A 24,397-nucleotide genomic window follows, 5' to 3' on the forward strand; every position below is an offset into this window, starting at 1 on the left:
CCTTTCATTGTGTCGGAAGCGACCGGTTGCCTTCTTATTTCCGCCGGCGCCAAGGGGATTGCCGTGATCGATTCGACCCGGGCTTACAGCAAGCTCGTCGCCGCCTTCAACCAGAACGACTGGCCGCGCGTGCAGCAGCGCGTCACCCAATTGCTTGCCGTTACGCAGAACGATGCGAGCGTGCATTTCATGGCCGGCGTGGCCTGCATGTGCATGCATCAGATGCCGAGGGCGCTCGAGCACCTGCTGAAAGCCACCCACCTGGAGCCGCGCCGCGTCGAATACGTTGCGCAATACGCCTGTGCACTGTCACTGACGCGCCGGTTCCGCGAAGCACGGCTGGTCGCAGATCGCGCGATGACCTTGTCGCCCAACGATGTGCAGACTCTGGGCACGCTGGGCACCGTGTACAAACAGGCCAATGCGCACGTGCAATCGGCCAACGCGTTCCGTCGCGCCGTGGCATTGGCGCCCGAGCAGGCGATCCACCATCTCAACCTCGCCTACGCGCTGAACTCGCTCGGCGACGCCGAAGGCGCCGAGCAGGAACTGGAAACCTGCGTGCGGCTCGAACCGCGCCATTGGTACGCGCACCTGTTGCTTGCCCAGCTGCGGAAGCAGACCACGGAACACAACCACGTCGAACGCCTGCACGAACTGCTGCAGCGCCACGGCCACGATCCAGGCGCGGACCTGCTGCTCAACGTCGCACTGGGCAAGGAGTATGACGACCTCGGCGACTACCCGCCCGCATTCGAGCACTACTCGCGCGGCAAGGCCGCCGGCCGACGCATACGGCCCTATGCGTTCACACGCGACGAGGCGATGTTCGAGGCGCTGCATCGCGCGTTCCCCTCCGCCGACGCCGAACCCACGATGGCGGGCGATCCCACGAACGAACCGATCTTCATCATCGGCATGCCGCGCACCGGCACAACCTTGCTGGATCGCGTGCTTTCCAGCCACCCCGAGGTGCGTTCCGCCGGCGAACTGCAGAACTTCCCCACCCTGCTGCAGCGCGCCTCCGGCTGTCCCACCGCCTTGCTGAGCGAGGCGGACATCGCCGCGCGCACCCGCCACATCGACTGGCGCCAGCTCGGTGCGGCCTACCTCGCCAGCACGCGGCCGGTAAGCGGCGAAACGCCGCGCTTCATCGACAAGATGCCGCACAACTTCCTCTACGCCGGCTTCATCGCCCGCGCGCTGCCGAATGCGAAGATCGTCTGTCTGCGCCGTGACCCGCTGGACACCTGCATCGGCAACTTTCGCCACTTGTTCGACCAGGAGTCGGGTTTCTACGACTACTCCTTCAACCTCGACGACATCGGCCGCTACTACATCCAGTTCGATCGCCTGATGGCACATTGGCGCAAGCTGTTCCCCGGCCGCATCCATGAAGTGCAATACGAGGCGCTGGTGGAAAACACCGAAGCCACCACGCGCGAACTGCTGGAGTTCTGCAAACTGCCGTGGGACGACGCCTGCCTGCGCTCCGAGGACAACGCCACGCCGGTCAGCACGCCCAATGCATGGCAGGTACGCGCACCGATCTACGGCCGCGCCATCGGCCATTGGCGCCACTACGAGCCCCAGCTGCGCGACCTGCGCTGGCGACTCGCCAGCGCAGGCATCGGCACGGCAGGTTGAACTCGATTCTCAAATCAGCTGCTGCCCTTCCAACTCACCTTTGAGATAGGCGTAATACACCGGTGCAGCGATTACACCGGGCAGACCGAAGGCCGCTTCCAGCAGCAACATCGCCACCAGCAACTCCCACGCAGCCGCATGGATTTGCGAGCCCACGATGCGTGCGTTGAGGAAGTACTCCAGCTTGTGGACCAGTATGAGGAAGCCCAGTGCGGCGATGGCCACGCCCAGCGAAACCGACAGCGCGGCGATGGTGACGGCAGTATTGGAGAGCAGGTTGCCGACCACCGGCAGCAGGCCGACGATGAAGGTGATCGCCACCAGCGTCTTGGCCAGCGGCACGTGGATGCCCAAGACCGGCAGCACGCCAAGCAGGAACACCGCGGTGAGCGCGGTGTTGACCAGCGAGATCTTGATCTGCGCGAATACGATGTCATGGAACGCACCGGCAAGACGCTGGCAGCGCTGGCCCAGCGCCGCCGCCAGTGGCCCCACTTGATGCGCGGGGCGGGTGCGGCTCAGGGCCACAATGGCTCCCAGCACCAGACCGATCAAAATGTGCACGGATATGCGCGCCGCGCCCCTGCCCGCCGTCTGCAGGGTCGTTGCGTGTTTGCTGGCCAGTGCAGCCAGGCCGTCGCGCAGATCGTCCACGCTGTCAGGCAGATGGTCGACCAGCATCGCCGGCAATTGCTGACGTGCCTTTTCCACCAGCGGCATCAACTGCTGCTGCCAGAGCAGGTCGGGGTTGCCCAGTTCGCTGCGGAAGAAGCTGATCGCACCGAGGATCAACAGCACCAGCAGACCCACCACCACGGCCCCCAGCACCGCCACCACCACCATCCGCGCACGATCGCCCGAGATGCGCCGCCCCAGCAACGGCGTTGCCGCCTGCACCAGTTCGTACACCAGCAGGCCCGCCAGCAACGCGGAAAGCAGATGCAGATGCAGTACCAGCCACAGCATCACCGCCGCCAGCACGTAGCTGGCAACCTGGATGACGGACGAACTGGCTCGCGGAGCGACGAACTTCGGATCGTTCATGCGGCTTTCGGCAGGGTGGACTGAGCCCAGTCTGTCAGATCGCTGCCTTAAACTCCCGGCAGACTCGCCGTTTTTCGTTGGAGAACCTTGTGCGACCCCATCTGCCGCTGGCCTTGGCCGCATCCTTCCTGCTCGCCGGCTGCGCCAGCGCGCCGTCCCATCCTGCCGCCACGCCCGCACCGCCCCCCGCAGCCGAAGCAGCCGCCAACGACAACCTCAACGCGGTGGCGTGGACGCAGACCGCGGTCGAGCATGACCTGATCTACATCCAGGCCTACCGCGATGCGCAATCGCAGCTGCTGGCGGCCCTGCATGACCCCAACTGGGATGCGTTGGCCAAGGAGGACCGCGTGGCGCCCACCACCGGCCTTCCGCCCGCGGTGGTATTGGACATCGATGAAACCGTGCTGGACAACTCGCCCTACCAGGCCCGCCTGGTGAAGAACGGTGGCACCTACGACGAGGCCAGCTGGGCCGCCTGGTGCAAGGAGCAGCAGGCCCGCGCCATGCCCGGAGCGCTGGCCTTCACCCAATTCGCCGCCGCACATGGGATCGCGGTGATCTACCTTTCCAACCGGGCCAAGGATCTGGATACGGCCACGCTCGCCAACTTGCGCCAGCTGGGCTTCCCCGTCTCCGGCGCGGATGCCTTCCTCGGCCTGGGCACGGTGGAGCCTGGCTGCGATCAGGTGGGCACCGAGAAAGGCTGCCGGCGCCAGCTGGTGAGCCGCAAATACCGCGTGCTGATGCAGTTCGGCGACCAGCTGGGCGATTTCGTGGACGTGCTCGCCAACACCGAGGCCGGCCGCAAGCAGGCCATTGCCGGCTACATGGACTGGATTGGCACCCGCTGGTTCGTACTGCCCAATCCCACCTACGGTTCATGGGAACCCGCGCTGTTCAACAACGACTGGAGCGCACCGGCGGCGGAACAGCGCCAGCAGAAATTGAATGCCCTTCGTTACAATTAATTCAAAAACAATAAGTTAAGAAAAATAAGAAAAGTATTGTCTTAAGTTTAACGCCCAAGTAATATCTGTCCCGCCTACCTGCTGCTGACCTCAAGTTTCCGCAGGCAAGGCCATTTCCCTTCCGGCTTTGCCGGATTGCCCCGCGAGGCTCGCGCCCGCGGGGTTTTTCTTGCCTTTTGCGATCATCCCGATCCCGAAGAACGCACAGGCATCCATGCAGGGCTGCACTTGTTCCTGGCCTTTGCGACCGTCCCTACGCGAGCGCCGAACGATGGCCGCCCGGAGTTGCCTTCCCCTATGTTGCCCGCAGGTTCCTGCGGACGACTCTTGTCCGCTACTTGCCGCGCCCCTACCCTGACCAGCCGCGCCGCCCGTCTGGCGCCCATGCGAGACCTGCCCATGCGCTCCCGTTCCCTCCGTCGCACCCTCCTGCCCCTGCTCGCCGCGCTGGTGCTGGCCGCCTGCCACAACAAGGACGAAGCCACGCAGGTCGGCGGCAGCACACCGGAAGCGGCCGTGCAGGGTTCGATCGACCTGCTGAAGACCGGCGACTTCAACGGCCTGTGGAAGCACGCCCTGCCGGCGGCCGACTACGCCACCCTGCGCACCGACTGGAGTCGCCACAACGCAAACCGGCCGCCGGTGAGCGCCACGGACAAGGCGCGGTTCAACGCCGCCGTGCAGAAACTCACCGGCCCGGATGCGGAAACCAAGCTCTACGCCGAAGTGCGGCCCAAGCTCGACCAGATGCAGCAGCAATACAAGGATCAGCTGCCGGTGCTGGTTGCCATGGGCGGCGCTTTCCTGAAGAACAACGTGGCGCAGAACCAGACCCTGGACAGCGAACAGAAAGCGCAGGCAGACAGCCTGGTCGACGTGCTGACCCCATGGGCACAGCAGGCGCCGTGGTTCGACCAGGCCAGGGCAAAACAGGCCGTGGGCGTGCTGGTGGCCACCGCGCGCAAGCTCGACCTCAAGAGCCCCGATCAGCTGCGCAGCATGGATTTCGACACCGCTATGACGCAATACGCCAGCGGCTATGCCGGCCTCAAGCAGGCGCTGGCGATATACGGCCTGTCGGTGGACGACGCGCTGGCCTCGACCCGGCTCAGCACCGTTTCCAACCAGAACGGCCGCGCCGTGGTGAAGATCGACTACACCCTGCTCGGCAAGCCGCTCTCCGCCGAAACCACCTTGGTGCAGCAGGACGGACGCTGGTACAGCGAATCGCTGGTCGACAACGTGCGCAAAGCACACGAGCAGTTGCAGCAGCCGGCGACGACCGGCAGCGTGTCCGCACACTGACGCCGCGGCCTTCCCGCATTTGCCGCGAGAAGAAAATCGCCCCACCACACGCCCAGGCATGGTTTCATGGGCCAGCCGGTAGAATAAGCGGATGCAGAACATCTCCCACGCGGATCTTTCCCGTCGCCGCGCCCCCTGGTGGTTCCAATTGGCCGGGCAGCTGTTGCAGCCCTGGGTACGCCTGCGTCGCGACCCGGCCGAACCTGCCACCTTGCTCAAGGCCGGCGTGCCGGTGTGCTACGTGATCGAGCGCGACGGCTTTTCCGACGCGCTGATTCTCGACCGCGCCTGCCGCGAGGCCGGCTTGCCCAGCCCGCTGCAGCCGCTGGCCGGTACCCGCCGCAAGCGCTCGGTATTCGCGCTGATGCGTCGCGACGGCTGGCTGTTCGGCCGCAAGCGCCATCGCTCCCCGAACGAACCGCTCGGACAGCTGGTGCATTCGCTGGAGGGCCTGCCGGATCGCGACATCCAGATCGTGCCGGTGTCGATCTACGTAGGTCGCGCACCGAACCGCGAGTCGGGTTGGTTCAGTGTGCTGTTCTCCGAAAACTGGGTGATGGTGGGCCGTTTCCGCCGCCTGCTGGCGGTGCTGCTGAATGGCCGCGACACCACGGTGCATTTTGCCGAACCGGTATCCCTGCGCGAAGTATTGGCCGAATCCGGGGAGCTGGCGCCGCCACGCTTCGCACGCAAGCTGGCGCGCGTGCTGCGCACCCATTTCCGGCGCATTCGCGCCGCGGTGATCGGACCCGATCTTTCGCATCGCCGCACGGTGGTGGACGACGTGCTGCGCGCCGAACCGGTGCGCGCGGCGATCGCCGCCACCGCCGTCAAGGAGAAAATCAGCGAGGCCAAGGCCACGCGCCGCGCACAGAAGATGATGCTGGAGATCGCCGCCGACTATTCGCACCCCGTCGTGCGCTCGGTGTCGTTCCTGCTGTCGAACTTCTGGAACAAGCTGTACGACGGCATCGCCATGCACCACTTCGACAAGGCCCGCGCCGCCGCGCCAGGCTACGAAGTGGTGTATGTGCCCAGCCACCGCAGCCACGCCGACTACCTGCTGCTCTCCTACCAGCTGCACATGTCCGGCGTGGTACCGCCGCACATCGCCGCCGGCGTCAACCTCAACCTGCCGCTGATCGGGCCGATCCTGCGCCGCGGCGGCGCCTTCTTCATGCGCCGCACCTTCAAGGGCAACGCGATGTACTCGGTGATCTTCAACGAGTACATGGCGCAGCTGATCGACCGCGGCGTGCCGATGGAGTACTTCGTCGAAGGCGGCCGTTCGCGCACCGGGCGCCTGCTGGCCCCGCGCGCCGGCTTGCTGGTGATGACGGTTCGCGCCTTCCTGCGCGCGCCGCGCCGGCCTGTGTTGTTCCAGCCGGTATACATCGGCTACGAGAAGCTGATGGAAGGCAAAAGCTACGCAGGCGAGCTCAGCGGCCAGCCCAAGGAGAAGGAAACACTGTTCGCCCTGTTGCGCGGCATCGGCGGCCTGTTCAAGCAGCGCTACGGCCACGTCACGATCAACTTCGGCGAGCCCATCGAGCTGACCCCGCTGCTGGACGCGGCCAGCAAGGACTGGCGCAGCGCCAGCGCCGACCCCGACGCGCGTCCCGAGTGGCTGGGCGGCGCCGTCGACCAGCTGGCCGAGCGCATTCAGGTCAACGTCAATCGCGCCGCCGACGTCAATCCGATCAACCTGCTCGCGCTTACCCTGCTGGCCACGCCCAAGCACGCGATGGCCGAGAACGACCTGCTCGCGCAGCTCGAACTCACCAAGTCGCTGCTGCTGGAGCTGCCCTACTCCGACCGCGTCACCATCACGCCGATGGATCCCGCCGGCATCATCGCCTACGGCGAGCAGATGGGCTGGATCCGCCGCATCAAGCACCCGCTGGGCGACGTGCTGGACGTGGAGGCCGAGCAGGCGGTGCTGCTCAGCTACTTCCGCAACAACGTGCTGCACCTGGTCGCCGTCGCGGCGTGGGTGGCCTGCTGCTTCCTCAACAACCGCCGCGTATCGCCCGCCTCGGTGCAGCGACTGGGCCGCGTCATCTACCCGTTCCTGCAGGGCGAGCTGTTCCTCGCCTGGGACGAGGAAGGCTTCGCCGCGCAGTTGCGGGCCACCATCGATTTCTTCGTGCGCCGCGGATTGCTCGAAACCACCAGCGACGGCAACCTGCTGGAACGCGCGCCGGGCCAGGACGACAGCGCCTACCAGCTGCGCATCATCGCGCGCAGCCTGATCCAGGCCTTCGAACGCTACTACATCGCGCTGGCCGCGCTGGCCAAGCACGGGCCACACGCGCTCACCGCCGCCGAGCTGGAGAACACCTGCACGCTCACCGCGCAGCGGCTCTCCCTGCTCAACGAGCTCAACGCACCGGAGTTCTTCGACAAGGCCTTGTTCCGCGGCTTCATCCAGAAGCTGCGCGAGCGCCGCGTGGTGTGGACGGACGATGCCGGCAAGCTCGATTTCGACAACGCGCTGGACGAGATGGTGCGCGATTCCCGCGTGATCCTCTCGCGCGAGATGCGCCACTCCATCCTGAAGGTCACGCCGGGCGGCGAGCGCGACCTTGCTGCCGAGGAGGCCGCACCCGTATCCGCGCCGCCCGTCGATGCCGCCACGGAACTGCACCAGCGCCACGTGGAAACCGAACACGCGAGCCATCGCACGCACCACGACGAGAGCGCTCCAAACGCAGACGAAACCGAAGGTTCTCAGCGCGACCTGCCGCTGTGATGTCCCCTCTCTACCATTGCGCGACGCCATGAACGAACAGCCCACCACCCATTTCGGTTTCCGCGACGTGCCCGTCGCCGACAAGCAGAAGCTGGTCGGCGAGGTGTTCACCTCGGTCGCCCGCAGCTACGACCTGATGAACGACCTGATGTCGTTCGGCGTCCATCGCCTGTGGAAGCGCCATTTCGTCGCGATCAGCGGCGTGCGCAAGGGCGACCGCGTGCTGGACCTGGCCGGCGGTACCGGCGACATCGCCGCGTTGCTCAAGCCCGTGGTGGGTGAGCAGGGCGAGGTCGTCGTCGGCGACATCAACGCCGCCATGCTCGGCGTGGGCCGCGACCGCCTCACCGACCGCGGCCTCGTCGCCGGCCTGCGCTGGGCGCAGCTGAACGCCGAATGCCTGCCCTTCCCCGACAACAGCTTCGACGCCGTGACCATGGCCTTCGGCCTGCGCAACGTCACCGACAAGGACAAGGCGCTGGCCGACATCTGCCGCGTGCTCAAGCCGGGTGGCCGTGCGCTGGTGCTGGAGTTCTCGCGCGTGCAGAACGAACTGTTCGGCAAGCTCTACGACTTCCACTCGTTCAAGGTGCTGCCCAGGCTCGGCCAGCTGTTCGCCGGCGACGCCGACAGCTACCAGTACCTCGCCGAATCCATCCGCAAGCATCCCGACCAGCAGACGCTCAAGGGCATGATGGAGCGCGCCGGCTTCGGCCGCGTGGAAGTGCGCAACCTCTCCAACGGCATCGTGGCGATCCACCGGGCGTACAAGTTCTGAACCGCGATCCGTAGCCCACGCAGCAACGCAGCGACGTCGAGCGAAAGGAAGTGACCCGATGAGCAACAACACCACGCAACTCGAGCGCCTGACCTTCTTTTCCGACGCCGTGTTCGCCATCGCGATCACGCTGCTGGTCATCGAGATACACGTACCCCATCTCGGCGTGACCGACGACCGGGCATTTCTCGCCGCGCTCGCCGCCCTGTGCCCGAGCATTTTCGGATTCGTCCTGAGTTTCCTGGTAATCGGCGCGCTATGGGCGGCGCATCACCGGGTGTTCGGCATGCTGGCCGGCTATGGCAGCGGCGTGATGCTGCCGAACATGCTGCAGTTGATGGTGATCGCCTTCATGCCGTTTGCCACGGCATTGATGAGCGCGAACCCGCAGTCCCGGGTAGCGGAGATGTTCTACGCGGCAACGCTGCTGCTGGTCGCATTGACCCAGCGCTGGCTGTTCGGCTGCGCACTGCAGGCAGCATGCCTGCAGCCGAAGCTGGGCCCCGTGGACGTCGCCAGCGCGCTGGGGCGCGCCTGGGGCTTGCCCGTGGCAGCGGGACTGTCGCTTGCACTGGCATGGTTCATCCCGGCATGGAACAACCTCGCGCTGCTGGGTATTCCGCTGTTGACGCGGCTGTTTGCGCATCTCGCCCGCGTCCGGACGGAAAATTCACGGATGGTGCCGACCGGGGGCGACCCCGAGGCACCCATCGCGCAAGGCATCCCACCGCATGAACCCGTCGCTGCCCCCGATGCCATCGCGTAGCCCGTTCGCCGCGGCCACCGCCCTGCTGGGGTGGTTCGCGCTCGCATTGCAACTGTGGCTGTCGATCCAGCTGACGGTAGCGAACGGGCAAGGTGCGCTGGCCGGGGTGTGGATCTATCTCGACTACTTCACCATCCTCACGAACATGCTGGTGGCGATGGCACTGACGGCGGCCGCTCGTGGGCCGCACGGAGCGGCCAGCCGCTTCTTCGCTCGCCCCGACGTGCAGACCGCCGCCGCGATGAGCATCATCGTCGTCGCGCTGGTCTACAACCTGATGCTGCGCCAACTGTGGCAGCCGCAAGGCTGGCAGATCGTGGCCGACAACATGCTGCACGTGGCGATGCCGGCATTGTTCCTGCTGCATTGGTGGCTGGCGGTACCGAAGGAAACGCTGCGCTGGCCGCAGGCATTCGCCTGGCAGGCTTACCCGGCCGCGTACTTCATCTACGTGCTGATGCGTGGCGCGACGGATGGCCGCTACCCGTATCCGTTCCTCGACGTCGGCGCGCTGGGCTACCTGCGCGTGCTGGTCAACGCCTGCGCAGTGCTGCTGGCATTCGTCGTGGTCGCTCTGATGCTGATCGCGCTGGGACGCTGGCAGGCACGACGATCCGCGCAAGCACCAACCTCGCGGCCAGGGCAGCCCTGACCGCGAGGCAGCTCAACCCGCCGTACGCAGATCCTGCAGCCACGTGCCCGCACGACGCACTTCGTCCTCGTGCTCGGGATCGCGCCACGATTCCACCAGCGCCGCCTCGTACCACTCGCGCATCGCGGGCAAATCGAGCAAGCGCTGCGCATAAGCCATCGATGCCGTGCCAAGCTGCAAGCCATAGCTCTGGATGCGGAATGCCACCGGCGCGAAGAACGCATCGACCGTGCTGAACTCCGCACCGGCGAGGAAGGGACCACCGAAGCGCGCCAACCCTTCGTTCCACAGCTCGTCGAGGCGGGCCAGATCCTTGCGCAGCGCATCGCTCGGCGCATCCACGCGCACGCGAACGCCGCAGTTCATCGTGCAGGTACTGCGCAGGGCGGCGAAGCCGGAATGCATTTCGGCAGAGGCGCAGCGCGCCCATGCACGCGCCTGCGGATCGTGCGGCCAGACACCGGCGTGCCGTTCGGCGAGATATTCGGCAATCGCCAGCGAATCCCACACCACAGTGTCGCCATCGCGCAGGCAGGGCACTTTTCCGGTGGGAGAGAACGCGCGAAACGTCGTCCAGTTCGCGCCGGCGCCACCGTCGAAAGGCACCAGCTTTTCCGCGAACGCGATGCCGCGCTCGCGCAGCAGCACCCACGGCCGCAACGACCACGAGGAGTAGTTCTTGTTGGCGATGTAGAGCTCGTACACGTTGCACTCCTCAGTGGATGGTCTGGACGATACGGCTGGTGCCGCAAGGCATGACTACATCAGCCGCGCCCTGCCGGAGACGCGAATGGAGCTGCCCGGCTCCGCTGGGATCTCGGCTCTGAGTCGCGAGGGGCAGCCCATGTCCACTCCCTGCAGCACCTCGATGTCGCCACCGTGCGGCCAGCCGAGGTCGCGCAGGTAGCCGGCGAAGGCCGCGGTCGCGGCACCCGTGGCGGGATCTTCGTAGACACCACCGGAGGCGAAGGGATTGCGGGTGTGGAAACGCCCCGGTGTCTCCGCATGGGCGAGCAGGATGGTGACCAGCCCGGCACGGCGCATCAAGGCCCGGCCGGCGTCCAGTTCGTAGACCATCGACGCCAATGCCTCGCGGCTGCGCAAAGCCAGCGCCAGATGATCCGCGCCACCGTGGACCAGCGCGGACGGCAAACGCGGGTCGAGATCCGCGCGGCTGTAGCCGAACAGTGCCAGCGCCTCGTCCACCAGCGCCTGCGGCGCGGGTGCGCTGCGCGTCGGCGGCGACTGCAGCGCCGCGCTCAGCACTCCGCCCGTGCTGCGGCCCTCGACGGTGATCTTCGCCTCGTTGAGGATCAACGCGAACACACCGTCACCCTGCGCGAGCGCCAAGGCCGCGCCCAGCGCGATGGTGGCGTGGCCGCAGAACGGCACCTCGGACTCGGGCGAGAAATAACGCACCCGCCAGCCATCGTCCTGGCGCGTGGCGAAGGCGGTTTCCGAAAAGCCGACCTCGGCGGCGATCCGCTGCATCGTCGCCGCGTCCGGCAATGCATCGGCAATCAGCACGCCGGCGGGATTGCCACCGCCATCGCCATCGGCGAAGGCCGCGATGCGCATGACCTCGGCGCCGCTCATGCCGGCTCCGAAGCGGCAACCGGCGCGGGCACCGCCCGGCGCCGCGCATTCGCCAGCACCACGCCACCGATCACGATGGCGCCGCCTACCAGCACCATCGCGCCGGGCACTTCGCCCAGCCACACCCAGCCGATCAGGATGGCGATGGGCGGCGAGAGATAGATGAAGCTGGACACGCGCGAGGCGCTGGCGCGATGCACCGCCACGTTCCACGCCAGGTAGCCGATGAAGCTCGGCGCGATGCCCAGCCACAGCAGCGCGGCGATATGCGACCACGGTGCCGCTGCCAACGCCCGTGGCAGACCGCCCGCGAAGGGCAGGCAACCCAGCGTGCCGGCAAAGAAGGTGAAAGCGGTGACCGCCAGCGTGCTGGAGCGCGCGAACAGCGGCTTCTGCCCCACGAAATAGATCGCCGAGGCCAGCACGCACACCAGCACCAGCAGTGCCTTCGGGTCGGCTTCCACTTTCTGGCCGCTGGCCAGCACCACCAGCACCGTGCCGACCAGCGCGATGGCTAGACCGATCCAGGTGCGCAGGCTCAGGCGCTCGCGCAGCCATAGTGCCGACAACGCCGCGGTCGCCGCGGGCACCAGGCAGATGATGATGGACGCGGTACCGCTGGCTATGCGTGTTTCCGCCCAGTTGAGGCAGACGTGGTACGTCGTGAGCCCGATCAGCCCCAGCACGAACAGCTGCGGCCAGTCGCGCCGCGCCGGGAGCGATACGCGCTTCACCGCCAGCAGCGCGGCAAAGCACAGCGAGCCGATGGCGAGTCGCGAGAACGCCACCTCGCCGGGCGTGAACGAAGCCAGCGCGTAGGCGATCGCCGCATAGGCGGACGACCAGGTAATCAGCGCAATGGCGATGCAGATCAGGGCGCGGGTATCGAGGCGCTCGGTGGCGCTCATGGGTGAAAGTTCCTGCAATGGGGAGTGCGCATCCTAGTCTTGCCCGCGATGCCGCGGAATAATGTATCGACAGGCGGCGGCGATGTTTCGCCGTTGATCGAAACAAAACCGGAGCATCTTGCCTTGGAATCGAAACCCGAACTGGACGCCAAGGACTGGCAGTTGCTGGAAGCCCTGCAGCGCGACGCACGGCTGGGCTATGCCGAGCTGGGCCGCAAGGTGAAGCTCTCCGCGCCGGCGGTGGCCGAGCGCGTGAAGCGGCTGGAGGATGCCGGCGTGATCAGCGGCTACCGTGCCGTGGTGGAACCGAAGCGGCTGGGCTATCGCATCGAGGCGATGGTGCGGCTGCGCTGCGACGGCGGCATCTGCGCGCGCATCGGCCCGATCGTCGCCGACATCCCCGAAGTGCTGGATTGCCGCCGCCTGGCCGGCGAGGATTCCGCCCTCCTGCGCGTGGTGGCGATGTCCATCAACCACCTCGAAAGCGTGCTCGACCGCCTGCTGAAGATCCACTCCAGCATCAGCACCACCACCCTGGTCGTGCTGCAGGCGCCGCACGCCAACCGTGCGGTCACCCGCGCGATGTGGGATGCCGCGCGCAAGCTGCCGTTGGATTGAATAACCGCAGGAGGTTGTGTCACGCATCGCACATCCCGCGTGTGCAAGACCACACGTCCCGTCGGGCGGGCATACTCTTCAACTTGATATCCACGAGCGAATCGCCATGACCGAGAAGCTGCCGCCTTCCGCACCTTCCGACACCAACGACGCGCCCGCCGATCCGGCCAGGCGCAAGCTGCTGGGTGGCATTGCGCTGGCCGGCGCCGCGCTGGCCGTGGGCGGCCGCCAGGCCTCCGCGAGCGGACACGGCGCCATTGCCGCCGGCACGGCCGACGAGGCACTGGACGCTGCGTTGCGCAAGCACATCAAGCATGTGGTGGTGATCTACGCGGAGAACCGCAGCTTCAACAACCTGTTCGGTGGTTTCCCCGGCCTTGCGCAACCCCTGGCTGCACTGAAGCCCGAGCAGTTCCTGCAGCGGGACCGCGACGGCAAGCTGCTCGACACCCTGCCGCCGATCTGGCACGGCCTGGTGCCGCACAAGCAAACCCTGGGCGGCCGCGAGTACCAGATCGCCGAGGACGCGATCCACAACCTCGCCAACGCGCCCTTCGCCTTGCATACGCCCGAAGGCGAGCCGCTGCCGCATGCGCTGGTCACGCGCGACCTGATCCACAGCTTCTACAACAACCAGCTGCAGATCAACGGCGGCAGGAACGACGGCTTCGTGGCCTGGGGCGACAGCGGCGCGCTGGTGATGGGCCATTACGCCACCGGTGCGGAGAACTTCGCGCTGTGGCGGCTGGCACAGCAGTTCACGCTGTGCGACAACTTCTTCATGGGCGCCTTCGGCGGCTCCTTCCTCAACCACCAGTACCTCGTCGCCGCGCAGCCGCCGTTCTTCCCGAACGCCGACAAGACACCGGCCCAGTTCCAGATCACGCAGTTGGAAGACGACGACATCATGGGCATCCGCCCGAAGCTCGCCGACGATTCTCCCGCCAGCGCGATGCAGGGACGGCCGAAATTCGCTTCGCGCATGGCGCTCACACCCGACTTCTGGGCGGTGAACACGATGGGTCCGCCGTATGCGCCGGCCTTCACCAAGGATCCGAAGAACCCGCTGCTGGCCGATCCGGCCGATCCAAGCACGCTGCCACCGCAGGTGCATGCCAACATCGGCGACCGGCTCAGCGCGGCGAACGTGGCGTGGGCCTGGTACGGCGGCGGCTGGCAGCTGGCGCTGGACGGCCAGGGCGTGCGCGGCTCGCACGATAGTTTCCCTTACGGGCCGAATTTCCAGGAGCACCACCAGCCACTCAACTACTTCCAGTCGTTCGCGCCCGGCACCAGCGCGCGCGCGCAACACCTGCGTGACGGCGGCGTCGGCGGCGACGCGGCCACCAACCACTTCATCGCCGACATCGCGAGCGGTGCGCTGCCCACGGTGACGTTCTACAAGCCGCAGGGCGACCTCAACATGCACGCGGGCTATTCCGACATCGCCGCTGGCGACGCGCACATCGCCAGCGTCATCGAGGCGCTGCGGAAGAGCCCGCTGTGGTCGCAGACCATGGTCGTCGTCACCGTGGACGAGAACGGCGGCTGGTGGGATCACGTAGCACCGCCCAAGGGCGACCGTTGGGGACCGGGCACGCGCATTCCCGCGCTGGTGATTTCGCCGCACGCGAAGAAAGGCCATGTCGACCACACCATCTACGACACCGGCTCCATCCAGCGCTTCCTCAACCGCCGTTTCGGGCTGGAGCCGCTGCCCGGCATCGTGATGCGCGACAAGGCAATGCGCGCTGCCGGCGGGCAGGCGCCGGGCGACCTCACCGCGACGCTCGATTTCGCCCGCGGCTGAGCGTACTAACGGGCTCCAAGTTCAGCAGCGACGCATCCACGCCGTCAGCTCGGCCAGCCGACATACCACCGCTTCGGAAGCAGCGTGATCGGGCACGATGTTGGCGTTGTTGAAGTTGCCAGTGTCGCTGATCATCTGTAGCAGCAAGCCATTGCTGCGCGGAACCTCGGCGAGCCCGCGGCATTCGCGGCGCACGACGACGGCTGTGCGACTGCGTGATGGCCTACCATGGCGACGGAATCATCCTCGACGCGAAATACCGCCATGCGCGAGCTTTACCCCGAAACCGAACCCTTCCGCACGAGCCGCTTCGCCGTGGATGAGCGCCACACGCTGCACGTGGAAGAGTGCGGCACGCCCGGCGCGCTGCCAGCGGTGTTCCTGCATGGTGGTCCTGGCGCGGGCATCGCACCCTACCACCGCCGCTTCTTCGATCCGAAGCGCTGGCACGTAGTGCTGTTCGATCAGCGCGGCGCGGGGCAGTCCACGCCCTTCGCGGATCTCATCGACAATACTACCGCGCACCTCGTCGCCGATATCGAGGCATTGCGCGAGGAACTCGGCATCGAGCGCTGGGTGGTGTTCGGCGGCTCGTGGGGCTCCACGCTGGCGCTGGCCTACGCCGAGGCGCATCCCGAGCGCGTGCTGGGACTGGTGTTGCGCGGCATCTTCCTCGCGCGCGACGAGGAATTGCGCTGGTTCAACGAGGCGGACGGCGGCGCACGCTTCATCTTCCCAGAGCGCTGGGCACGCTTCCGCGACTTCATCCCGGCCGCCGAGCGCGGCAACATGATCGAGGCGTACTGGAAGCGCCTCGACGGCGACGACGAGGCATTGCGCCTCGCTGCGGCGCAGGCCTGGAGCGAATACGAAGGCGGCAGCACGACCTTGCTGCACGACCCCGATGCCGCGGGCGACTTCTCGGAGCCGCACAAAGCGGTAAGCCTCGCGCGGCTCGAAGCGCATTACTTCCGCCATGGCATGTTCCTGGAAGCGGACCAGCTGCTGCGCGATCTGGCCAGGATCCGCCACATCCCCGCCACCATCGTGCACGGCCGCTACGACATCATCTGTCCGGTGAAGACTGCGCTCGACCTGCACGCGGCATGGCCGCAAGCGGAATTGCGCATCGTGCTTGCCGGCCATAGCGCCGCCGACGCGGCCATCGTCGATGCGCTGGTCGAAGCCACCGACAGGCTGGCGGACCGCTACGGCTGATCCGGCGCCCGATCCGCGGACGGCTTCTTGCGCCGACCGCCACCGGTGCGCGCGGGCTTTCGGACACCGGCCGTGCCGTCGGCATCGCCACCGGTAGCCGCGCCAGCCAGGTGCTCCATCCAGGTCAGCACATCGGTGTACGCGATGAAATGTTGCAGGTACCCGGGTGAGACTTCGCGCATCAGCGTCATGGCGCGATAGGTCAGCACGCTGGAATGCAACGGGCCGGCATCTTCGGACAACGAATCCAGGCATTGGCGCAGCAGGCTGTCGATGCGGATGCGGCTCCACAATTGCTGGAACTCGTCCAGCACCGGCATCGGCGCGGTGTCGATGACCGGCGCTTGCTCGCTGGCTTCCGTGGCCTGCACCACGGAAGCGGCTTGCGGGTTGGCATCCAGTCGCGGCGCTTTGGCGAACTGCCCCAGGAGTTGCTTCAGCAGGCTCTCACCCCGGTCCTGCGTTGGCTTGGTCTCGGGCGAACTGGCAAGCAGAACGGCATAGGCCCCGGCCAATTCCTGCAGACGTGCATGCAGCCGCTGCCGCACCGCCCCGTCGTGGCGTGCGGCGCGCTGCGCCAGTGCGACCATCAAGGCGAAGCGCAGCGGGTCGGTGCGGTCCGCGCCCTGCTGGCGCCAGGCATCGAGCTGTGCGTGGAGACCGGCCAATTCAGCGTGCATCGGCCTCGCCGCCCGACGTATGGCGCGGGATCGGTGCGATTTCCACACGCCGATTCTTCGCACGGCCGGCTTCGTCGCTGTTGGAGCCAACCGGCTGCTCGGAACCGAACGCCGCGGCGAATACGGACGAAGACGGCACGCCGTCGGCGATCAGCGTGCGGGTGACGGTGAGCGCACGCGCAGCCGACAGCTCCCAGTTGTCGGCGAAGCGCGGATTGGCCGCGCGCACCGGCTGGTTGTCAGTGAAGCCGCTGACCATCAGGAGCTCGTCGCGCGCTGAAAGGTAGTCGCGCAACGGGCCGGCGATGCTTTGCAACAGTTCGCGACCCTCGGGCTGCAGTTGATCGGAGTTGAGCGCAAACAGCACGTTGCCGCTGATGCCGATGCGGCCGTCGACCACGGTCACGCGACCGGCCGCCAGCGGCGCGGCCAATGCCTGTTCCAGCGTCTTGAGCCGGGCGGCCTCGGCCTGGCGCTGCTTCACCTCCGCATCCAGGCGCTTGTGCAGCAGCAGCTGGGTGCCGATGACGCTGGCAAGCATCAGCACGAACACGCCCAGCAGCACCGACATCAGGTCGCCGAACGCGGCCCAGGTGGTGGCGCTGGACTCGGCATCGAATTCGATCTCGTCGCTCATGCGCCGGGTCCTGCGCCATCGCGGGCGCCGCCCAGCTGTTGCAGTTCGCCGATGATCTGCTTCTGCGAGAGCATGCTCAGTTCGATCACCTCGCGCGCCTGCGCCACGTAATAGGCCAGCTGTTCGTCGCTGCGCGTCAGCGACTTGTCCAGCGCCGCCTCGATGCCTTGCAGCCGCTCGTTCAATGCATCGGTGGTACCGCCGAACAACTGCACCGCAGCGCCAAATGCCTCGCCCAGGCTGGCCACTTCCGCCGCACTGCCGGTGACGTGCGCAGCGGCTTCGTCGAGCCTGCCGGCTTCGCTTTCGATCTGCGCGGTGAAACGGCTGCCGACGCGCTCCAGCAGATCGGCCGAGGTCGCGACCAACGCGTCGATGGCACCGCGCTGCTCGGTGGAAGCATGGTTCACTGCGTTGAGCAGGGTTTCCACCGTTTCCAGCAGGCGACCGCGTTCTTCCAGCGTGGCGGTATCGCGCACCATGCTGTCGGAAAGCTTCTGGCGCAGCTCGGCCACCACCTCGGCAGCGGCGCGCGGCGCCTCGGAAGCCGTGGAGACCAGTTGCGCGATCTCGGCCAGGGTATCGCGGGCCCGCGCCTGCGCTTGTTCGCTCATGTTCCGCGCGGTCATTTCCAGCGTGGCGCAAACCTGCTGCTGGTGCGCCGCCACCTGTTCGTTGCCCTGCTCCCAGCGCTGGCCGAATTCGCCGGTCAGCGCGGCAAAGGCATCGCGCCATTGCGCAAGGCGTTCGGCGTCGCGCGTCTCCAGCGCATCCTGCAATTCGCCGTGCGAACGTTGCAGCGATTCGATCATCGTGTCGCTGCGTGCGGCGAAGGCCGACTGCAGATCGCCATACGATTGCTGCAAGGTCTCGATCAATGCGCGGGAGCGCTGGTCGAAGCCGGCCGACGCGGCCGCCCATGCCTGTTCGTTGCGCAGGGCCAGGACATCGTGCGCCTCGTGCTGGCGGCCAAGCGCGCCGTTCCACGCGGCTGCGTTGCGGGCCACGCTGTCCTCCAGGCGCCCGGCCACGCCATCGACCAGCGCCGCCGAACGCTGCTCGAACGTGGCGGAAAATTGTTCCAGCGTCTGCCGCAAACCGTCCGTCAACGCCGCGTTGCCACGCTGCTGCTCGGCGACGGCGGTGCTCCAGCTTTCGCGTGCCGCACCGGCCGCACCCTGTACGGCGCTGGACAGGCCATCGAGTTGCTGACGCACCGCTTGTTCGACGGCCGCATGCAGGCGCCCGGACTGCTCGGCCAATCCCGCCATGGTGGTGTCCACCACCGGCTGCAACGCTGTGCCTACGGCATGAGCCTGCAGGGCGATGCCATCGTGCAGCGCCTGCCGCAAGGTCGCGGCCAATTGGCTGTAGGCGGCTTCGGTGCGCTGGTGGAATGCCTGCTGGCCGGCATGCAGGCGCTCGCCCGAAGCCTGCTGCTGACGCTCCAGCGTGTCGGCCAGCGTGCCCAGGCGTTCCACCAGCGCCGGCATCAGCGCGTTCTGCTCCTGCAACAAGCGGAAAGTTTCGCGGTGCTGTGCGGCCTGCGAGCGATGGCTCAAATGCGCGGCAATGGCGGCGTCCAATTGCTGCACGACCTGCGCGCGCTCCCGCCGCATCAGCGCCGACAACAGACCCAGCGCCGCCGAGGTCGCCACGCCGGCAATCGAAGTGCCGAAAGCGAAGCCCAGGCCCTTGACCGGCGCCGCCAGCGAGCTGCGGATGGCCTCCAGGTCGGTGGCGCTTTCCAGCGCCAGGCCGGTGCCGCGCAAGGTAGCCATCATGCCCAGCAAGGTGCCGAGCATGCCAAGCAACACCAGCAGGCCCACCAGGTAAGGCGTCAGCGCGGGCGCGGGCAAGCCGACACGTTCGCCCTCGATGCGCAGCCGGACACCGTTGCGCAGGCCCGGCTGCAAGCGACCCAGCCAGCCACCAAGATCGGCATCGGCCTGCTCGATGGACGGCAGCGCCTGCGCCAAGGTAGCCGTGGCCTGGTGGTAGCGCAGCAGCTCGAACGCTCCGGCGAGATAGCAGGCGGCGATCAGCGCGGCGACGGCAGCGGCCAGTGGATGGTTGCCGAGATAGCCGATGGCGACCCAGCACACGACCAGCAGGCCGGCCAGGAACACGAAGGGAGCAAGGGGATTTCTGGACATGGGCGTCTATCGGCTACACAGCGCTGCAAGCAGGCCGTCGATGGGATGGAAGCGAACCTCCAGTTCGGCCAGCAGCGCCATGCGCATGTCCTGGCGGAACCGCACCAGCCATGGGCCGGCAGCAGGAGTCGCGGGGATGTCGTCCGGCGTGTCGACGCCGGTGTGGAGCGAAGCGCCGCCATCGCGCAAACGCTGGTAGTGCAAACCGAGCAGGCCGGGGACTCTGGCCAGCAGCATCAGCTCGCGGGGACTGAGCGTGGCCTCCATCACCGCATCGACTTCAGCCAGCCGCGCCCTGGTCGGCGACTGGCCGGCGAGCAAGTCGCGCAGGCGCCCACGCAGCAGGCCGGTGGCCGCCTGCATCGCACGCTGCGCGGCCACGCAATGCCGACGGTAGGGCAAGTAATCCGCATCGACGTCCTGGCCACTGGACGGGGCGAGGTCAATGTCGGCATCGATGACCTGAACCAAGGTGTGGCGTACGCGTGCGCACTCGGCGTCCTGGGCGTCGTCGAAACCGTCGCCCGTGTCCGCCGCATCGGCTTCGGCGACGGGAGGGCTGCCGTCCAATGCATTCGACAGGACGAGAGCGCGGTTCCAATCGAACCACTGGGCCAGCCGCTCGGTCAGCACCGGCGGCGTGCGTGGAAGGTCGGCATCGCTGAAGCGGGCCAGCAGGCGAATGAACGCCGGGCCCAGCACGGGCGCCCGTGTGGAAGCTTTCGCCATGGATCCAGACTGAAAATGGTGCATTTTACACGGTGGCGCGAACCAGCCGCTTTCGGGGCTCTCCACGCCCGCGATCGCCCATGCTGCAAGCGGTCCGTGCACAAGGCTGCCCGCTCCTTTGAACCGCGCTACAGAAGTTGTGCGAATTGCCCGGCCAGCGCCAGGATGGTGGGTGTGAAAGCCCCGGCTTCCAGACATCCCGCGGTGTGGCCGCTCGCCTGTCGGGTAGACGGGAATGCCCGCGGTCCCCGATGCGGCTTGCCTGCGGCTCCGGCGGATTGAACCAGGCCGTTCCTGGCTCCTTCCCTGACTTCGAGCATCCGTCGGGCCAGCTTCGCCATTCGCCACCGCTCCCGCGTTGGCCAGCAAAGAGAAGGAACTCGGACGCTGGCAGGCATCCGAAATCGTCCTGCTACCTGCAGAAAAGCAGAGCGCCCATGTCCCAAGCAGCCGCTGGGTGAACCGGAGGATTGGACAGACTCCAAATCGGCTACCCGCAACCCGATAGATGGCTACGGCTGAACCGGCATCGCATCGTTCCCCACCGCTGACGGCGCCGGCAGCGTGCGCTCGTATTCGGCCAGCCAGCGCCGAAAGCCCGCATCATCGACCGGCCGACAGATCAGGTAACCCTGCAAGCCATCGCAACCCAGCGCCACCAGCACTTGCCGCTGCGCTTCCGTTTCCACGCCTTCGGCCACGGTGGCGATGTCAAGGCGATGCGCCACGTCGACAATGAAACTGGCCAGCGGGTCGGTATCGGTAGGAGCCAGTCCGCTGACAAAGGCGCGGTCGATCTTGATGACGTCGAGCGGCAATCGCTGCAGATAGCTCAGCGAGGAATAGCCGACGCCGAAATCGTCCAGCGCAAGATGGAAGCCGGCGCCAACCAGACGCTGCAGCATCGCCAGCGTGCCCTCGAAATCCTGCAGCAAGGCGCTCTCGGTCAGCTCCAGCGTGAGCTGTCCGGGCACAATGCCGGCGGCGCGCACCTGCTGTTCCAGCTGCATCGCAAAATGCGGATGCGCCAACTGCCATGCGCTGACGTTGATCGCGAGCCGCCCGTGGAAGGCCACGCCGTCACGCTCCCAGGCCTTGAGCCGCGCGCAGGCTTCGGCGATCACCCAGGCGCCCAGCGCGTGGATCAGGCCGGTTTCCTCGGCCAACGGGATGAACACCCCCGGTGGCAACTCGCCGTGTTGCGGGTGGCGCCAACGCAGCAGCGCCTCGGCGCCCAGCAGGCGGCCGTCGCGATCCAGCTGCGGCTGGAAATGCAGGGCGAGCTGCCCCTGCCCGGCGTCGCTTTCCAGCGCTTCGCGCAAGCCTCGCTCCAGCAACAGGCGGGTGTCCGCCTCTTGCTGCATCGGCGCCTCGAACAGACGCACCATGCTGCGCCCGGCGGCCTTGGCGCGATACAACGCGATGTCCGCACGGCGCAGCAGGTCGGCAACGCCGGCCTCGCCGTCGGGAAACATCGCCATGCCCACGCTGGCACCTACCGCAAGCATGCGACGATCCACCGCTACCGGTTCGGCGAGGCGCACGATCAACTGCTCGGCCAACAGCTGCGCCTGCTCCCGCGCCTCGGCCAGCGTACGGGACAGCGGCCCCAGCAGCAGCACGAATTCGTCGCCGCCGAGCCGCGCCAGCATGGACTGCGGCGGCGCGCCTGCAAGCAGGCGGTCGGCCACCGCCTCCAGCAGACGATCGCCGACCAGATGGCCCAGGCCGTCGTTGATGGTCTTGAAGTTGTCCAGGTCGATCAGCAACAGCGCGCCGCAACCGCCCTGCGCCTGCGCTTCGTCGCGCACGCTTTCGAGGTGATCGAGCAGGCGGGTACGGTTGGGCAGCCCGGTGAGGCTGTCCTGGTAGGCGAGATGCAGCAGCTTGTGCTCAGCCGCACGGCGGGTCTGCTCCTCGATGTCCAGCCGTCGCCTGACGAACTCCAGTTGCCGCGTCTGCTGGCGCAACTGCGCTGCCAGCGACAGGCTCATCAGCAGCACGAAAGGCAGGAAGGCAAAAGCATCGAGGTACGGCGAGCGCACGCCAAACACATCGATGGCGATGTCTCCCCACAGCAACGCCGCGAATTCGATGGCGAGGCAGATACCCAACAACAAGGCCTGCATGGATTCGCCCCGTCGCCACTGCCGCCACGCCCGGCCAAGCGCCCAGGCGAACATCAGGTAGGTACCGGCGTGGAACAGCCAGCCCCAAACCGACACGGTGCCATCGAGCCGATACAGTCGCTCGCCCCAGGGCAGCGTCATCGCCTGGCCGGCCCGCACTTCGCTGAAGAACAGCGTTGCCGGCATACTCAGATTGATGCAGAAGAAAAGCAGCAGTACTGCGCACAGCGCCAGCACGGTGCGCCAGCCTGTGGTGTCGCCGGTATAGCCGCGAATGAAGAGAACGAACGGCAGGAACGACAGCACCGCCGCGCTGATCGTCCAGCGTATGCCCGCCACGGCATAGGCCAGATTGCTGGCATCGTTCTGGTAGACGTTGCCCAGTGCCAGTGCCGCGATCAGGACGCACAACGACGCATAGGACAGATGGACCGTGCTGCGTCGTTGCCACAGGCCGATCACCGTGTACTGCACACCCGAGGCAAACGCGATGCCGGCCACGGCGATCAGCGCGACCGAGAAACCGCCCAGCTCAGGCAAATACGCCCCATCAAGCATGGCCGCCCCTGTTCCCTTGCCAATGCCCAGCTTGCGCCAACCATCACCGCAAAGAAAGCCGTACGACTTATACATCTTGCTGCTTGCATTTTGCGAAAGCGCAGATCCAGACTGGCCGCGTGTTCGTGCAAGCGTTCAGGGGACGCCGAACCGGCCCGTTGACCGGCCTGGCGAAGCGGCGAGCCTGCCGGGGGAGGGTGCCATGTTGTCGCATCAGGCCATTCACGCGATCGGCGCCGCGGTCTATCTCGTCTTCTGTGCGCTGTTCCTGTGGCTGCGTGGCATCCCGCGCACCAATCCGGGCGCGGGATGGTGGGCGACGGCTCTGCTGTTCGCCTGCGCCGGCCACGTGGAATACCTGCTGCAGCTCTTGTCCGATGCGGGGCCGCCTACCGAAGCGGTTTATGCCGCCTTGAAGGTGCTGGAAGCGGCCTGCCTGGTCGCCGGGATGATCCGTTGTTTCCGGCTCAGCGTCGACCTGCGCCTGGTTGCGCTGGCGTCGTTCGCGATAGAGGCGTGGATATGGTTGGGCCTTCTCCACGGCGCCACGCCGGATTCGCGCGGACTGACCCTGGTAGGCGTCAGCGTGCTCGTGCAGCTGGCCACTGCCTGGATCGCCCTGCGGTTCCGCGACAAACTCAACGCCCGCTGGATGACCGTCGCCGGCGCGGCCAGCCTCCTGCTGGCGCTGCATTGGGCGCTGGTCTACCCGATCATCGCGTGGTTTCCCGTCTGGTCGTCGCGCGGCTTCCTGCTGGGCGTGGGGCTGACGCTGGTGCAGTACTTCGCCCTGCTCGCCGCGCTGTTGCGCAGCTTCCAGCAACGCCTGCTGCTGGCCGAATCCAGCGCGCTGGACATGGCCTTCCGCGATCCGCTCACCGGCTTGAACAACCGGCGCTACATGAATTCGTTGTTCGATAACGCGCTGCTGCTGGCCACCCGCCCCCACCATCTGGTGGCGGTGCTGTGCATCGACCTCGACGACTTCAAATCCATCAATGACCAGGCCGGCCATATGGCCGGCGATGAAGTATTGAAAGTGGTGGCGGAGCGGCTCACCCATGCCACCCGCAGCACCGACATCTGCGCCCGCCTGGGTGGCGATGAATTCGTGGCGATCTGCACCCAGCTCGACCAGCCGGAGCAGGCCCACGCCATTGCCAGCAAACTGCTGAAGGCGCTGGCCGAACCCATCGTGGCCGCGGAGCGCGCATGGGCCATGCAAGCCAGCATAGGCATCAGCTTCTACCCACGGCACGGGCACACCCTGACCGAACTGCTGGAGCATGCCGACCGGGCGATGTACGAGGTCAAGCACGCAGGCAAACACGGCTATCGGATCTACCCTGAGCAAGCCATGGCCGGAGGGTGACAGGACTTTCGCCACGGTTTGCCCTCCTGAAAGCATGCTCGCGATCTACTCGTGGCTCGCGGGGAGATCGT

Annotated in this window: 22 protein-coding genes; 11 read left to right on the top strand and 11 right to left on the bottom strand. The window is 66.8% G+C overall.

The window, feature by feature from the left end; translation table 11 throughout:
* Positions 1-63 precede the first annotated feature (63 nt).
* Positions 64-1,647, top strand: a complete 1,584-nt coding sequence (locus ISP25_RS12255; RefSeq protein WP_404614214.1) for a tetratricopeptide repeat-containing sulfotransferase family protein — start codon at positions 64-66, stop codon at positions 1,645-1,647.
* 9 nt (positions 1,648-1,656) lie between these two features.
* Here ISP25_RS12255 and ISP25_RS12260 read toward each other — a convergent pair whose 3' ends face one another.
* Entirely contained in the window at positions 1,657-2,691 is a 1,035-nt protein-coding gene (locus ISP25_RS12260) for an AI-2E family transporter (RefSeq protein ID WP_404614216.1), read from the bottom strand.
* Between the two features lie 89 nt (positions 2,692-2,780).
* Between ISP25_RS12260 and ISP25_RS12265 the strand changes: the two genes are divergently transcribed.
* On the top strand, positions 2,781-3,662 hold the full coding sequence (locus ISP25_RS12265) for a 5'-nucleotidase, lipoprotein e(P4) family (RefSeq protein WP_404614218.1): 882 nt from the start codon (positions 2,781-2,783) through the stop codon (positions 3,660-3,662).
* Positions 3,663-3,752: 90 nt separating this feature from the next.
* On the opposite strand, the gene ISP25_RS12270 is transcribed toward ISP25_RS12265, so the two are convergent.
* Positions 3,753-3,878 (bottom strand): hypothetical protein, encoded by a 126-nt coding sequence (locus tag ISP25_RS12270; protein WP_404614220.1) that lies wholly within the window; start codon positions 3,876-3,878, stop codon positions 3,753-3,755.
* Between the two features lie 183 nt (positions 3,879-4,061).
* Here ISP25_RS12270 and ISP25_RS12275 point away from each other — a divergent pair, with 183 nt between their 5' ends.
* From ISP25_RS12275 to ISP25_RS12295, 5 genes are all read left to right on the top strand, one after another.
* Positions 4,062-4,967 carry a hypothetical protein gene (locus tag ISP25_RS12275; RefSeq protein ID WP_404614222.1) on the top strand — a complete coding sequence of 302 codons (906 nt, stop codon included), beginning with the start codon at positions 4,062-4,064 and terminating at the stop codon, positions 4,965-4,967.
* Positions 4,968-5,058: 91 nt separating this feature from the next.
* Positions 5,059-7,719 carry a glycerol-3-phosphate 1-O-acyltransferase PlsB gene (plsB, locus tag ISP25_RS12280; RefSeq protein WP_192155771.1) on the top strand — a complete coding sequence of 887 codons (2,661 nt, stop codon included), beginning with the start codon at positions 5,059-5,061 and terminating at the stop codon, positions 7,717-7,719.
* A gap of 28 nt (positions 7,720-7,747) precedes the next feature.
* Positions 7,748-8,497 carry a bifunctional demethylmenaquinone methyltransferase/2-methoxy-6-polyprenyl-1,4-benzoquinol methylase UbiE gene (gene ubiE, locus ISP25_RS12285; protein WP_192155773.1) on the top strand — a complete coding sequence of 250 codons (750 nt, stop codon included), beginning with the start codon at positions 7,748-7,750 and terminating at the stop codon, positions 8,495-8,497.
* Positions 8,498-8,555: 58 nt separating this feature from the next.
* On the top strand, positions 8,556-9,263 hold the full coding sequence (locus ISP25_RS12290; protein WP_404614224.1) for a TMEM175 family protein: 708 nt from the start codon (positions 8,556-8,558) through the stop codon (positions 9,261-9,263).
* Positions 9,250-9,915 carry a Pr6Pr family membrane protein gene (locus tag ISP25_RS12295; protein WP_404614226.1) on the top strand — a complete coding sequence of 222 codons (666 nt, stop codon included), beginning with the start codon at positions 9,250-9,252 and terminating at the stop codon, positions 9,913-9,915. Before ISP25_RS12290 ends, ISP25_RS12295 begins: the two co-directional genes overlap by 14 nt.
* A gap of 12 nt (positions 9,916-9,927) precedes the next feature.
* Here ISP25_RS12295 and ISP25_RS12300 read toward each other — a convergent pair whose 3' ends face one another.
* From ISP25_RS12300 to ISP25_RS12310, 3 genes are read right to left on the bottom strand one after another with little or no spacing between them, the layout of a single operon-like run.
* Positions 9,928-10,620: a glutathione S-transferase family protein gene (locus tag ISP25_RS12300; protein ID WP_404614228.1), complete on the bottom strand. Its 693-nt coding sequence runs from the start codon at positions 10,618-10,620 to the stop codon at positions 9,928-9,930.
* Between the two features lie 54 nt (positions 10,621-10,674).
* Positions 10,675-11,511, bottom strand: a complete 837-nt coding sequence (locus tag ISP25_RS12305) for a PhzF family phenazine biosynthesis protein (RefSeq protein WP_404614230.1) — start codon at positions 11,509-11,511, stop codon at positions 10,675-10,677.
* On the bottom strand, positions 11,508-12,419 hold the full coding sequence (locus tag ISP25_RS12310; RefSeq protein ID WP_404614232.1) for a DMT family transporter: 912 nt from the start codon (positions 12,417-12,419) through the stop codon (positions 11,508-11,510). Before ISP25_RS12310 ends, ISP25_RS12305 begins: the two co-directional genes overlap by 4 nt.
* Before the next feature lie 123 nt (positions 12,420-12,542).
* Here ISP25_RS12310 and ISP25_RS12315 point away from each other — a divergent pair, with 123 nt between their 5' ends.
* The gene (locus ISP25_RS12315) at positions 12,543-13,037 is read left to right on the top strand and encodes an Lrp/AsnC family transcriptional regulator (protein WP_192155782.1); all 495 of its coding nucleotides are present in this window, start codon (positions 12,543-12,545) and stop codon (positions 13,035-13,037) included.
* A gap of 106 nt (positions 13,038-13,143) precedes the next feature.
* The gene (gene acpA / locus ISP25_RS12320; RefSeq protein WP_404614234.1) at positions 13,144-14,847 is read left to right on the top strand and encodes an acid phosphatase; all 1,704 of its coding nucleotides are present in this window, start codon (positions 13,144-13,146) and stop codon (positions 14,845-14,847) included.
* Positions 14,848-14,868: 21 nt separating this feature from the next.
* Here acpA and ISP25_RS12325 read toward each other — a convergent pair whose 3' ends face one another.
* Positions 14,869-15,042 (bottom strand): hypothetical protein, encoded by a 174-nt coding sequence (locus ISP25_RS12325; RefSeq protein WP_404614236.1) that lies wholly within the window; start codon positions 15,040-15,042, stop codon positions 14,869-14,871.
* Positions 15,043-15,111: 69 nt separating this feature from the next.
* Between ISP25_RS12325 and pip the strand changes: the two genes are divergently transcribed.
* A complete protein-coding gene (gene pip, locus ISP25_RS12330; RefSeq protein ID WP_404614238.1) occupies positions 15,112-16,065 on the top strand; it encodes a prolyl aminopeptidase in 954 nt (317 codons plus the stop codon).
* Here the strand turns inward: pip and ISP25_RS12335 are convergent.
* The 5 genes from ISP25_RS12335 to ISP25_RS12355 form a co-directional block, all read right to left on the bottom strand.
* Positions 16,056-16,745 (bottom strand): DUF2894 domain-containing protein, encoded by a 690-nt coding sequence (locus ISP25_RS12335; protein ID WP_404614239.1) that lies wholly within the window; start codon positions 16,743-16,745, stop codon positions 16,056-16,058. The genes pip and ISP25_RS12335 overlap by 10 nt on opposite strands.
* Positions 16,735-17,382, bottom strand: a complete 648-nt coding sequence (locus ISP25_RS12340) for an OmpA family protein (protein WP_192155790.1) — start codon at positions 17,380-17,382, stop codon at positions 16,735-16,737. Before ISP25_RS12340 ends, ISP25_RS12335 begins: the two co-directional genes overlap by 11 nt.
* On the bottom strand, positions 17,379-19,538 hold the full coding sequence (locus ISP25_RS12345; protein ID WP_404614241.1) for a DUF802 domain-containing protein: 2,160 nt from the start codon (positions 19,536-19,538) through the stop codon (positions 17,379-17,381). The genes ISP25_RS12340 and ISP25_RS12345 overlap by 4 nt, the downstream gene beginning before the upstream one ends.
* Positions 19,539-19,544: 6 nt before the next feature.
* Positions 19,545-20,267, bottom strand: coding sequence for a DUF3348 domain-containing protein (locus tag ISP25_RS12350; protein ID WP_404614243.1), 723 nt, complete (start codon positions 20,265-20,267; stop codon positions 19,545-19,547).
* A 512-nt stretch (positions 20,268-20,779) separates the two neighbouring features.
* The gene (locus tag ISP25_RS12355) at positions 20,780-23,029 is read right to left on the bottom strand and encodes a putative bifunctional diguanylate cyclase/phosphodiesterase (protein ID WP_404614245.1); all 2,250 of its coding nucleotides are present in this window, start codon (positions 23,027-23,029) and stop codon (positions 20,780-20,782) included.
* A gap of 127 nt (positions 23,030-23,156) precedes the next feature.
* Here ISP25_RS12355 and ISP25_RS12360 point away from each other — a divergent pair, with 127 nt between their 5' ends.
* On the top strand, positions 23,157-24,326 hold the full coding sequence (locus ISP25_RS12360) for a diguanylate cyclase domain-containing protein (RefSeq protein ID WP_404614247.1): 1,170 nt from the start codon (positions 23,157-23,159) through the stop codon (positions 24,324-24,326).
* The last annotated feature ends 71 nt before the right edge of the window (positions 24,327-24,397 follow it).

Source organism: Rhodanobacter hydrolyticus (genome assembly GCF_044904645.1).